Source organism: Pseudomonas sp. AC083 (assembly GCF_979253165.1).
In genome coordinates this window covers 98,707-110,878 of record NZ_CEEDDH010000006.1, presented here as the reverse complement: position 1 = coordinate 110,878, position 12,172 = coordinate 98,707, and the positions used below count along the sequence as shown (strand labels likewise).

Annotated in this window: 11 protein-coding genes; 6 read left to right on the top strand and 5 right to left on the bottom strand. The window is 59.0% G+C overall.

The window, feature by feature from the left end; translation table 11 throughout:
* Nucleotides 1-3 precede the first annotated feature (3 nt).
* The 4 genes from AC0IXA_RS11980 to yaaA form a co-directional block, all read right to left on the bottom strand.
* A complete protein-coding gene (locus AC0IXA_RS11980; RefSeq protein ID WP_024011680.1) occupies nucleotides 4-1,173 on the bottom strand; it encodes an alginate biosynthesis protein Alg44 in 1,170 nt (389 codons plus the stop codon).
* 35 nt (nucleotides 1,174-1,208) lie between these two features.
* Nucleotides 1,209-2,690 carry a mannuronan synthase gene (alg8, locus tag AC0IXA_RS11975; RefSeq protein ID WP_408005039.1) on the bottom strand — a complete coding sequence of 494 codons (1,482 nt, stop codon included), beginning with the start codon at nucleotides 2,688-2,690 and terminating at the stop codon, nucleotides 1,209-1,211.
* 231 nt (nucleotides 2,691-2,921) lie between these two features.
* Entirely contained in the window at nucleotides 2,922-4,238 is a 1,317-nt protein-coding gene (locus AC0IXA_RS11970) for a nucleotide sugar dehydrogenase (protein ID WP_341639135.1), read from the bottom strand.
* Between the two features lie 809 nt (nucleotides 4,239-5,047).
* Nucleotides 5,048-5,827 carry a peroxide stress protein YaaA gene (gene yaaA / locus AC0IXA_RS11965; protein WP_471813165.1) on the bottom strand — a complete coding sequence of 260 codons (780 nt, stop codon included), beginning with the start codon at nucleotides 5,825-5,827 and terminating at the stop codon, nucleotides 5,048-5,050.
* 364 nt (nucleotides 5,828-6,191) lie between these two features.
* Between yaaA and AC0IXA_RS11960 the strand changes: the two genes are divergently transcribed.
* The 6 genes from AC0IXA_RS11960 to AC0IXA_RS11935 all read left to right on the top strand — a co-directional run bounded on the left by AC0IXA_RS11960 (nucleotide 6,192) and on the right by AC0IXA_RS11935 (nucleotide 11,384).
* Nucleotides 6,192-7,268 carry a polysaccharide deacetylase family protein gene (locus tag AC0IXA_RS11960; RefSeq protein ID WP_471813281.1) on the top strand — a complete coding sequence of 359 codons (1,077 nt, stop codon included), beginning with the start codon at nucleotides 6,192-6,194 and terminating at the stop codon, nucleotides 7,266-7,268.
* Nucleotides 7,269-7,606: 338 nt separating this feature from the next.
* Complete coding sequence (locus AC0IXA_RS11955) at nucleotides 7,607-9,001, top strand: PhoH family protein (RefSeq protein WP_024011685.1); 1,395 nt, start codon at nucleotides 7,607-7,609, stop codon at nucleotides 8,999-9,001.
* A gap of 175 nt (nucleotides 9,002-9,176) precedes the next feature.
* On the top strand, nucleotides 9,177-9,650 hold the full coding sequence (moaC, locus tag AC0IXA_RS11950) for a cyclic pyranopterin monophosphate synthase MoaC (RefSeq protein WP_007972660.1): 474 nt from the start codon (nucleotides 9,177-9,179) through the stop codon (nucleotides 9,648-9,650).
* Nucleotides 9,647-9,889, top strand: a complete 243-nt coding sequence (gene moaD / locus AC0IXA_RS11945) for a molybdopterin converting factor subunit 1 (protein WP_471813163.1) — start codon at nucleotides 9,647-9,649, stop codon at nucleotides 9,887-9,889. Before moaC ends, moaD begins: the two co-directional genes overlap by 4 nt.
* A gap of 2 nt (nucleotides 9,890-9,891) precedes the next feature.
* On the top strand, nucleotides 9,892-10,344 hold the full coding sequence (gene moaE, locus AC0IXA_RS11940) for a molybdopterin synthase catalytic subunit MoaE (RefSeq protein ID WP_016771590.1): 453 nt from the start codon (nucleotides 9,892-9,894) through the stop codon (nucleotides 10,342-10,344).
* 263 nt (nucleotides 10,345-10,607) lie between these two features.
* A complete protein-coding gene (locus tag AC0IXA_RS11935; protein WP_110646409.1) occupies nucleotides 10,608-11,384 on the top strand; it encodes an ABC transporter substrate-binding protein in 777 nt (258 codons plus the stop codon).
* Between the two features lie 101 nt (nucleotides 11,385-11,485).
* Here the strand turns inward: AC0IXA_RS11935 and AC0IXA_RS11930 are convergent, their stop codons facing one another.
* A complete protein-coding gene (locus AC0IXA_RS11930) occupies nucleotides 11,486-12,112 on the bottom strand; it encodes a helix-turn-helix transcriptional regulator (RefSeq protein WP_016771588.1) in 627 nt (208 codons plus the stop codon).
* Nucleotides 12,113-12,172 lie beyond the last annotated feature (60 nt).

Below are 12,172 nucleotides of genomic sequence, written 5' to 3'. Positions count from 1 at the left end.
GACTTAAAGACCGGCAGCCATGGCTTTGTCGATCAGCCAGTTCAGGTTCGGGCCACGGTCGCTGTTCACTTCCACCGGGCGGCCGGCGAGGCTGCTGTCGAGCGGCTCGTCAGGCTGGATCTGCACGCGGATGTCGGAGGACAGGTCGGCGCTCTTCAGGCTGGTGCTGCTGACGATCTTGCCGGTGCGGGTCTTGTCTTCGCCGGCGATCTGGAAGCTCACCGGAGTACCTGGACGCACGTCACCGAACTGGCGATAGGAGAAGCGTGCTTCAACGTTGGCCTGGGTGTTGCGCGGCACCAACTGGAAGATCACGTCGCCCTTGCTCGCGTACTGACCGTCAGCCACCAGTTGCTGGGCCACGGTGCAATCGCACGGCGAGGTCAGGGTGCCGGTCATTTGCTTGCCAAACAGCTCTTCAACCTTGGCCGGGGCCAGTTGGTCTTCGGCCAGATGGCCCTTGAGTACGTCGAGCATGCTGGTGCTGAAGGTCGCCAGCGGTGCGCCTTTGGCGGCAACGCCGTCGGACTTGACCAGGCTTTGTACGGTGCCGTCGCGCGGCATGGTGATGTTCATCCCCGGCACGCTGACCAGACCGGCCTGGGCATGGCTGACAAAGTACATGCCATACACCGACTTGAAGATAAAACCGGCAGCGACCAGGCCGACAGCGAAAATGCCGGCGCTGAAGGTCACGGCTTTCAGACGGCCGAACGGGGTCATGCCGGTGTCGTTGGTCTTGTTCTTGCGCGCCTTGGTGAAGTTGTCGCGCTGCAGGGTCGCCAGCACTTCGCCGATGCTGACGATGTCGCCGGCCAGGTGCGAAGTGATCAGGTGGCGCAGGGTGGAAATGTCCTGCGGCTCGAGGTTCTGGAACTGGCAGCCGGCGCGGCCGGTGGCACGATCGAAGGAACGCACCTGCAGTTCAACGTCCATGGCCAGGCCGAGGTTGTCGATGACAAATTGCAGACGCGCCTTGTACACCTCGCCGATGGTCAGCGGCATCTGCCCGGCGTTGAACGCCAGACCGCCAGCCGACAGATCGAGGACCCGCGCTTCGAGCGGAGTCCGGTCAGGGCCGAAGAAACGCAGCTTGGCCGGGATTTTCACGCGAGCGTGCTGGCGCTGGGCTTCGGATTCATGCACTACGTTGACGTTGACGGCGGTATTCATAGGGGCGATTTCCTTGTTAATTCAATAGGAGCGGGTCAGACCATCATCAGCAGCACGGCGACAAAAATGCTGCCGGCGGAGAAGGTCATGGTCCGAGACGACCAGGTGTTGAACCAACGTTGAAAGCTGGCGAGATCACGGGTCAGGGATGTGGGCTGGCGAGTCCAGGATTGTTGGTCGAGGCGGAAGAACACGTAGATCTTCACCAGGGCGCCAACGATCTGGTTGTAATACAGAATCGCCGGGTAAGCAGGGCCGATGCGGTGACCGGAACACGACAGCAACAGCGTCAGGATCAGGCGGGTGATGCCGATCCACAGCAGGTACACGAGGATGAACGCGGTGCCGTACTTGAAGCTGGCGATCAGTGCGACGGTCAGGCCGAGCAGCGAGGTCCACATCGACACGCGCTGGTCGAACAGCACCACCGAGGTGAATACGCCGAGGCGGCGGATACCCAGACCCAGTGCACGGGAGTTCTGGCGCAGGTTGTTGCCGTACCAGCGGAACATCAGCTTGCGGCTGGCCTTGATGAAGCTCTTTTCCGGCGGATGCTCAACGGTGTTGATCGCGGCGTCCGGCACGTAGAAGGTGTCGTAACCCAGGCGCATCAGGCTGAACCAGCTCGACTTGTCGTCACCGGTCAGGAACTTGAAGCGGCCCAGACGCCAGTGTTGCAGCGAGTCGCTTTCAACGTCGGCGATGAACTCCGGATTGGTCACCACGGAGGCTTTGAATACCGACATCCGACCGGTCATGGTCAGTACGCGCTTGGACAGGGCCATCGAGCACATGTTGATGTGGCGCTGGGCGAAACGCAGCTTGTGCCATTCGCTCATGATGTAGCCGCCGCGCACTTCGCAGAACTCGTTGGTGGTCAGGCCGCCGACATTGCCGAACAGCTGGAACCACGGCACGGTCTTGCGCACGACGCCTTCGCCGAGCACGGTGTCGCCGTCGATCACGGCCACCACGGCACGGTCGTCCGGCAGGTGACGGGAGATCGCGCGGAAACCGAAGGCCAGACCATCGCGCTTGCCGGTCCCGGGGATACGCACGAAGTCGAGCTTGACCCGCTCCGGCGGATTCATCCGCGCCCACAACGCCTTGACCAGCAGCTCGTCGGACATTTCCACGATCGAGCAGACAATGGTGGTCGGCAGTTCGCAGTCGATGGCTTCGCGGATCACCGAGCTGTAGACCTGCGCGGTGGTCAGCGCGTCAATACGAAAGCTGGTGACCATCAGAAACACATGCGACGGATCGGCCGCTTTACCCAGCTTGCGTACTTTGCGACGCAGGTGGGGGTAAACGATGTAGAGAAAAATCATGCCGCGCACAAAGTGCGTTGCACCCATCGAGTAGCGCCAGATACCCACGGCGCCAATCAGGAAAATGAAGTCCTTCGACTCGGAGTCGAATGTGGACGTGGGCAGCATCAAGGCCAGGCCCATCAACAAACTTAGGTAAAACAGCCAACCGGCGGCCTGAAGTAGGCCGTGTCTTAGCCTGTGCATAATCTGCATCCGTCTCTATCTCGGGCTGGGCCCGATGGGGTTAAGGCAGGCTCATCAATGGCCCACTGTAGGAGCTGCCGAAGGCTGCGATCTTTTGATCTTCTGGGTGTTCACTCACGACTCAAGTGAGCCCGGTAAAGATCGCAGCCTCGTTTTCACTCGTCAGCTCCTACCACGGGTTCACACAGTCAGTGCGCGGCGACGCGGTATGCGGTGCCGCGCAATGTCTGCTTACCAGCAGATCCCTTCGGTGCGGCTACCGGCGCTGGTGGACTTGGACATGAAGCCCACCAGGTCGATGACTTGCTTGCCCTGCGGCGCTTCCTGGGCCAGCGAACGGAACTTCTCGTCGCGGTTGCCGAGGATGATCACGTCGGAGTTGTCGATCACCGAGTCGAAGTCGGAGTTGAGCAGGGACGATACGTGCGGAATCTTCGATTCGATGTAGTCCTTGTTCGCACCGTGGACACGGGCGTATTCGACGTTGCTGTCGTAGATGCTCAGGTCGTAACCCTTGCCGATCAGCATTTCCGCCAGTTCGACCAGCGGGCTTTCGCGCAGGTCGTCGGTGCCGGCCTTGAAGCTCAGACCGAGCAGGGCGACTTTGCGTTTTTCATGGCTTTCGACGATATCGAAGGCGTTTTGCACTTGCGACTCGTTACTGCGCATCAGCGAGTTGAGCAGCGGCGCTTCGACGTCCAGGGAACCGGCGCGGTAGGTCAGCGCGCGCACGTCTTTCGGCAGGCACGAGCCGCCGAACGCGAAGCCCGGGCGCATGTAGTACTGGGACAGGTTCAGGGTCTTGTCCTGGCAGACCACGTCCATCACTTCACGACCATCGACGCCGACCGCTTTGGCGATGTTGCCGATCTCGTTGGCGAAGGTCACTTTGGTCGCGTGCCAGACGTTGCAGGTGTACTTGATCATCTCGGCAACGGCGATGTCCTTGCGGATGATCGGTGCGTCGAGTTCTTCGTACAGCGATTGCAGAACGTCGCCCGACGCGGTGTCGAACTCGCCGATGACAGTCATTGGCGGGTGATCATAGTCAGCGATGGCGGTGGATTCGCGGAGGAATTCAGGGTTGACCGCAACGCCAAAATCGACGCCAGCCTTCTTGCCCGAGCAGTCTTCCAGAATCGGGATGACCACGTTGGCCACGGTGCCTGGCAACACGGTGCTGCGCACGACGATGGTGTGACGGGTGGTTTTTTCACGCAGGACAAAACCGATCTCGCGGCACACAGCCTCGATGTAGTTCAGTTCCAGGTCGCCGTTCTTTTTGCTCGGCGTGCCGACGCAGATCATCGACAGGTCGGTATCACGAATCGCCTCGGCGAAGTTGGTCGTACCGCGCAGACGAGCGGTCTGGACTCCCTGTTGCAGCAGTTCGCCCAAGCCCGGTTCTACAATCGGCGATTTGCCGGCGTTAATCATGTCGATCTTGTCTTTGGCAACATCGACGCCAACTACGTCATGGCCCCGTGCAGACAGGCAACCGGCACATACTGCGCCAACGTAACCCAAACCAAATATGCTGATGCGCATCGCAATTACCTCTGTATATATCAGGCCTTAGAAGGCCGGAGTTAATGGTGTTCAGCGGTCACTAGTGCACTCGGAAGTGCGGCTTACAGGCGCCACAATGCCGTGTGCAGGCATACAAAGTTCCGAGTGTCTAATAAGTGCACTCAAGATGTGCGCAACTAGGCCTTGTTGTTATGACTTGCCCTGTTATGCAGCCGATCTTCCGTGCGGGAAGACTCTAGTGCAGTCGTGTAGCCTGCTCGACGTCCGGTAGGGAGCCGGTAAATCAAGCAGTTAGGTGCTCAGGCGAGCACGTTTATAGGGGCGCGGCCTTGGCCTTTGTAGGGGATATTAATGGTGCGTATCTCCTGTCCTTCGATTGTTTTGAGACTAGTTAGTCACTCAGGCAAGTTGCTGTGACAACTTGGTTACATGGCTATCAGCTCTGCGTAAGTTATCTCGTACAAACTCGGCGAGAATCGTTACCGGTGGTATGAGCAACGCATTTGGACATAGTTCCAGCCCGCTCATCGTGCCAGTCGAAATTTTTTGAAATATTGATGAAGATGGCACTGGGTGCAAATTGATAGCACTAACGATTTCGCCCTTTAGTTATCGGGGCGAAACCGGGGCCGATAGTTTTGTGCCACTACGGGTAAAAAATTTAGGTGCCACTACTGAAAAAAAACTTCAGTGTCGAGTGAAACTAAAATTAGAAAATAGAGTGTGGTTTTATTGGCGCCATGAATTTGGCGATATCTCGCGGGGGGATTTTGACTTCGGGCGGACTGCACGACTCCCGAAGAAAAGAGTCGTGCAAAGGGCATGCTTTATTCCGGGGCGTGATCGCGCAAAAACACCAGATTGTCGGGTTTCGATTGCTCGGCGCTGTAGCGATAACCCTGCACATCAAATCGCTTGAGCTGAGCCGGGTCGTTGATGCGTTCCTCAATCACAAAACGGCTCATCAGGCCGCGCGCTTTTTTCGCGTAGAAACTGATGATCTTGTACTGGCCGTTCTTCTGATCCTTGAACTCGGTGTTGATGATCCGCGCCTTCAACGCGCTGCGCTTGACCGCGCAAAAGTATTCGTTGGATGCAAGGTTGAGCAGTACGTCATCGCCTTGCTCGGCCAGCGCTTCGTTCAGCCACTCGCTGATGCGCGTGCCCCAGAACGCATACAGATCCTTGCCACGGGCGTTGGCCAGTTTGGTGCCCATTTCCAAGCGATAGGGTTGCATCAGGTCCAGAGGCCGCAGCAGGCCATATAGGCCGGAGAGCATGCGCAGGTGTTTTTGCGCGTAATCGAATTGCGCCTCGCTGAAGGATTGCGCGTCGAGGCCGGTGTACACATCACCCTTGAATGCGAGCAGCGCCTGCTTGGCGTTCTCTGGGGTGAAGGCGGGTGTCCAACTGCCGAAACGCGCGGCGTTGAGGCCACCGATCTTGTCGGACACGTGCATCAACTCGCTGATCTGCGCCGGGCTCAGCTCGCGCAGCTGCTGGATCAGTTCCTGGGAATGGTCGAGGTACTGCGGCTGGGTAAAGCGCTGGGTCGCCGGCGGTGTTTCGTAGTCGAGGGTCTTGGCGGGGGAAATCACCATCAGCATGAAGTCGTCTCCTTTAATCGTGGGGGCGATTCTAGGGGGTTGTCCTTGTTGACTCCAGCTATCAAGCCCATAGGTGATCGACGGCTTAACTCAGACCCTTTGTGGGAGCGAGCCTGCTCGCGAATGCGGATTTACATGATCGTTCCCACGCTCCGCGTGGGAATGCAGCCCGTGACGCTCTGCGTCACAGTCGTCGGACGCGGAGCGTCCGGGGAGGCGTTACCACGCAGAGCGTGGGAACGATCATCCGTGGCTGAGGGGGTATAGGACAGGATCAGCTATAGTGCCGCGCGGGTTTTGTTATGGAGACATCCCTTTGCGCATTGTTCTTTTATTCACCACGTGGCTTTTGAGCTTCGGCGCCATGGCGGCGCCCGGCGATGCGGCGACGCTGGATCGCACGACCTGGCCGGAGCAGCTCAGCAATCCGACCCTGTTCGACGTCGCGTCGCGGGCGGAAATCCTCATGTTCGCTCGCGGCCTGCTCGGCACCGAGTCCATCGACGAGGCGGCACTGGCCCAGCGCCTGGGCCTGCGCACGGTCAATATCGATGCGGTCAATCAGCTGCGCCAGCGTCTCTGGCAGCGCTTGCTCGCCAACTACAACCACGCCCAGCAAAGCTGCGATCAGGACGCCTCGTTCTGCTTCCTCGTCGAAGACCTGCCGACGCTGCGCGAGCAGGCGGCCAAGTTCGTCGTCAGCGACGACAGCTATTACACCAAGTGGGCCGAGCCGAGCCGGATCTTCCATTTGCAATACCTCGACGAGCTGATGCGCAAGGCCGCGCTGTCACCGCAAACCAGTAACGAATTCGATCGTTTCGGCGACTACGAGCGCAACGGCGACGACATGCACGACCGGCTGTTTCTGCTGACTTTCGACAGCGCCGCCAACGCGCAACCGGACAACACCGACTGGCTGACCGAATACCTGCGCAAGTCCAATCTGAGCGGAACGTTCTTTGTTCTGGGCAAGGATATTCAGGCACGACTCGCCGGCCGTTCGGTCAGCAGCCTGCAAGCGAGTTTCTCCCGGCAGTGCGTGGGCGTGCAGGGCTGGGAGTTCCGCTCCCATAGCCATTGGCAGGACTGGCAGGATTCGGTACGGCGCAGCGCCGACCTGGTGAAAAACAAACTGCCGGAAAACTACGTGCCGCTGTTCCGTCCACCGGATGGCCAGCGCCGCACTGACGCACAAGGTTTCTTCAATAGCCAGGGCCTGCAAGTGGCGCTGTGGGACATCGATGCCCAGGACGGTGCCGGCAAACTCAAGGGCCCGGCGAGCGCGCAGCGAGTGTTGACCCTGATGCTGCTGTGGCGGCATGGGGTGATCAATTTCAACATGAAACAGGATGCGGTGAAGACGTCCTTACCGTGGCTGATCACCCAGACTGCGCAGAGCGGCATCGGTTGGGAAGACTGTCAGGACGCGTTTCGTTGAGAAACGACAAAAAGCCCGGAAACATTGGGCTTGGGGTAATTTTCAGGAGGAATTCGATGCAGGCGGACTTCCGACTTTAGCGGGGTACGGGGAGTCCGCCAAGGGCTTTTCGTCACTCTGCAAAATAAACTTAAAAAAACCGTCAAAGTGCTTTTTTATGTCATCGGTTTTGGAGTATTACGAAGACAGACCGCCGAAACCTGCAACACAGGTGGCGTCTTCCCAGACTCCTATTGTGTGCAGTTCATCCAGGCCCTCGTGGATGAATTCGGCAGTCACCTCGAGGCGCAGCACTGTCACGGTATTGCGTCGAATGGCTCCCACAAAGGTGACCGAGTATGGATGATCACGGACGCAGCCCTTCCTCCAACCAGCCAATCCTGTATGTACTCGATACCAACGTATTGATTCACGATCCAAATGCCCTGCTGAATTTCGAAGAACACCACGTCGCCATCCCGATGACCGTGCTGGAAGAGCTGGACAAGCTCAAGAGCGGCCATCACAGCGTGGCCGCCGAATGCCGTCAGGCGATCCGTCTGATCGACAAGACCCTGGGCGATGCGTCCCCCGAGGACGTCGAACTCGGTGTGCCGATCCAGCGCGGCAAGGGCGGCCCGAAAGGCTTGCTGTCAATTCTGATGAGCAAGCAGGCCGAGTCGAACCTGATTCTGCCCGAGCACCTGAACGACAACAAAATCATCAACCAACTGATTGATCTGCACACCCGCGATCCGCAGAAACCGGTGGTGCTGGTCACCAAAGACATCAACATGCGCCTCAAGGCGCGCGCCTGTGGCATCGATGCCGAGGACTACAGCACCGACCAGTTGGTCGATGACGTGTCCCTGCTGCCCAACGGCTACCACAACATGACCGGCTCCTTCTGGGACCGCGTGAGCAAGGTCGAAACCCGTCAGGACCACGGCCGCACCTGGCATCAGGTGCAACTGATCGACAACCTGCCGGCCGTGCACATCAACGAGTTCATCATCGACGAGCAGGGCTTTGTCGGCTGGATCAAGGAAATCCAGGAAGACCGCCTGCTGATCCTCGACCTGCACCAGGAACCGCTGCTGCATCAGGAGGCCTGGGGCCTGAAGCCGCGCGACATCTATCAGAGTCTGGCGCTGTATGCGTTGCTTGACCCGGACATTCATCTGGTCAACCTGTCCGGCGCCGCCGGTTCCGGTAAAACCATTCTGGCGCTGGCCGCTGCGATCGAGCAGACCATGGTCAGCAAACGTTATCGCCGCATCATCGCCACCCGCAGCGTGCAGGGCCTGGACCAGGAAATCGGTTTCCTGCCCGGCACCGAAGCGGAGAAAATGGAGCCTTGGCTGGGCGCCATCACCGACAACCTCGAAGCCTTGCACATGGATGACGAAAACACCCATGGCAGCGTCGACTACATCCTCAGCAAAGTGCCGTTGCAGTTCAAATCGCTCAACTACATTCGCGGTCGCAGCTTCCAGCAAAGCCTGATCCTGATCGACGAATGCCAGAACCTCACGCCGCACCAGATGAAAACCATCATCACCCGTGCCGGCGCCGGTTCCAAAGTGGTGTGCCTGGGCAACCTGGCGCAGATCGACACCCCTTACCTGTCCGCGACCAGCTCCGGGCTGACCTACCTGACCGAACGCTTCAAGGACTTCCCCAACGGTGTGCACATCACCCTGCAAGGGGTGCCTCGCTCGATCCTGGCCGAATACGCCGAATCGCATCTCTAAGAGGAGCAGCTACAAGCTTCAAGCCGCAAGCTACAAGTGGTCCGAGTGAAATTCACTTGCCGCTTGAAGCTTGCGGCTTTCGGCTGTTTAAATGCGAGCTTTCCTGACGCCTGCCTACCGCGCTTTAACTTGCCGCTTGTAGCTTGCCGCTCGCAGCTGCCTCAAGGAGGCCCTCGTGCTGACTCATCTCGATTCCCAAGGTCGCGCCAACATGGTCGACGTCACTGAAAAAGCCGTGACGTTCCGTGAAGCGACCGCTCAAGCGCTGGTGCGCATGCTCCCTGAAACCCTGCAGATGATCGTCAGCGGCGGCCACCCCAAGGGCGATGTGTTCGCCGTTGCGCGCATTGCCGGGATTCAGGCGGCGAAGAAAACCAGCGATCTGATTCCCCTGTGCCACCCGCTGATGCTCACCGGCGTCAAAGTCGAGCTCAGCGCCGAGGGTGATGACAGCGTGCGCATCGTCGCCCGCTGCAAGCTGTCCGGGCAGACCGGTGTCGAGATGGAAGCGCTGACCGCCGCCAGCGTCGCCGCCCTGACCATTTACGACATGTGCAAAGCCGTGGATCGTGGCATGACCATCGAGAGCGTGCGTCTGCTGGAGAAAGTCGGCGGCAAGAGCGGCCACTTCCAGGCGGAGCAGCCATGAACCTGACCGTGAAGTTTTTTGCCCGTTACCGTGAAGCGCTTGGCGTGGATTCGGTAGAGGTTGAAGGTGATTTCGCCACCGTCGATGACGTACGCGCACTGCTCGCGCAACGTGATGGCGCCGAGGTGCTGAGCGAGCAGAACCTGATGTGCGCACGTAACGAAGACCTCTGCCAGCTCGACGAGCCGGTGGTCGATGGCGACGAAGTGGCGTTTTTCCCCACCGTGACCGGAGGCTGAGCATGGCGATTCGCGTGCAGGCCACGCCGTTCGATCCGGGCGCTGAAGTCAATGCGATGCACGCGGCCAACGTCGGCGTTGGCGCGGTGGTGAGCTTTGTCGGTTACGTGCGCGATTTCAACGACGGTCTCGACGTGGCCGGGATGTTCCTCGAGCACTATCCGGGCATGACCGAAAAGGCCCTCGGCAAGATCGCTGTCGAAGCTGAGCAGCGCTGGCCGCTGTTGAAACTGGAAGTGCTGCACCGCATCGGCGCGCTGGAACCGGGCGAACCGATCGTCTTCGTCGGCGCCGCCAGCGCCCACCGCCAGGCCGCGTTCGATGCCTGCGCCTTCGTCATGGACTACCTGAAAACCCGCGCGCCGTTCTGGAAGAAAGAAAACACCAGCGATGGACCACGTTGGGTCGAAGGGCGTGACAGTGATCATGCCGCCGCTGATCGCTGGAAAAAGTAATTCCTGTAGCGCCCCTCAGTACGCCTTCGCGAGCAAGCTCGCTCCCACATTTGAAATGCGTTCCCCTGTGGGAGCGAGCCTGCTCGCGAAGGGGCCTTCTGAAACACCAAAAATTCCTACCGCTCTGCCGGATTGACGATTTGTACCTGAGAGTCCAGTATGGATTTCCAAGTACAAAAAAAGCTTCTGTCTTGCAGCTATCAGCTTGCCGCTTGTAGCTGCTCTTCTTCGCCAAACCAACAACAACCCGCGAGAGAACGAACATGAAGAAACTCCCCCTCATCACCGGCCTTGCCTTCAGTCTGCTGGCCTGTGCCAGCACCTTTGCCGCCGAGAAAACCTTGCGCATCGGTATCGAAGCGGCCTATCCGCCGTTCGCTTCGAAAACCGATAAAGGTGAAATCGTCGGTTTCGACTACGACATCGGCAACGCCCTGTGTGCGCAGATGAAGGTCAAGTGCGTGTGGGTTGAAGGTGAGTTCGACGGGCTGATTCCTTCGCTGAAAGTGAAGAAGATCGACATGGCGCTGTCGTCGATGACCATCAATGAAGATCGCAAGAAGTCGGTGGATTTCAGCCACAAGTACTACTTTACTTCTTCGCGTCTGGTGATGAAGGAAGGCGCTACGGTGGATGATCAGTACGCCAGCCTCAAAGGCAAGAACGTCGGCGTGCAGCGCGCGACCACCACTGATCGTTACGCCACCGAGGTGTTCGAACCCAAGGGCATCAACGTCAAACGCTACAGCAACAACGAAGAAATCTACATGGACCTGGCGGCGGGGCGCCTTGATGCGATTTTTGCCGACACCATTCCGCTCAATGACTTCCTGTCGATGCCGCGCGGCAAGGGTTACGCGTTTGTCGGGCCGGAGCTGAAGGATCCGAAGTACGTCGGCGAGGGCGCGGGGATTGCCGTGCGCAAGGGCAACGGTGAACTGGTCAGCCAGTTGAACAGCGCCATCGACGGGATTCGCGCGAATGGCGAATATCAGAAGATTTCCGAGAAGTATTTCAAGACCGATATCTACGGCGATTGATCAAGCGCCTTCGCGAGCAGGCTCGCTCCCACAGGGGTAACGCATTCCAAATGTGGGAGCGAGCCTGCTCGCGAAGAGGCCAGCGCTGGCGATGCAAATCTTCAGCCCTTCAATTCTTTCAAATGCTTGTACACCGTCGCCCGCCCCATGTTCAGCACATTGGCCACGTAGTTCGAGGCGCTCTTGCCCTTGAACGCGCCTTCGGCGTGCAGCGCCAGCACCAGTTCGCGTTTGTGATCGCGGGTCAGCAGGTTCAGGCTCAACTGCCGCTCGCGCAACCAGGCGTGGAGGAAGGTGTTGATGCGCTCCTGCCAGTCATCACGGAACAGCGAGTCCGGCTGCGGAATCAGTTTGCTCGGCGAGAGAAACAGATCCAGCGCCGCCTTGGCGTTCTCGAACAGGGAAATATTCAGGTTGATGCACAGCACCGCCAGCGGACGGCTTTCGCTGTCGCGCAGCACGGTGCTCAGGCTACGAATTTTCTGACCGTCCCAGTTGAGCTTTTCGTACGGGCCGATGTTCCTGTCGCTGACATCCTCGCTGAGCATGTCTTCCAGCGATGAATCGTCGCCGATCTCGCGCTTGGACAGGTTGTTGGCGATGTAGTCGACCTTCTGCGTACGCAGGTCGTGCAGCACCACCTCGGCATGGGGAAAGAACAGCGTGGCGATGGCGTCGGCGATGGCGCGGAAGTTATCCAGCGCCGGGTCGAATTCGGGGGCAGTCATGACAGTGAAACTCCAGGCAGCGTCAGCGCCCCTTGTGCCGGGGCGCTGCGAGTGTGCCGC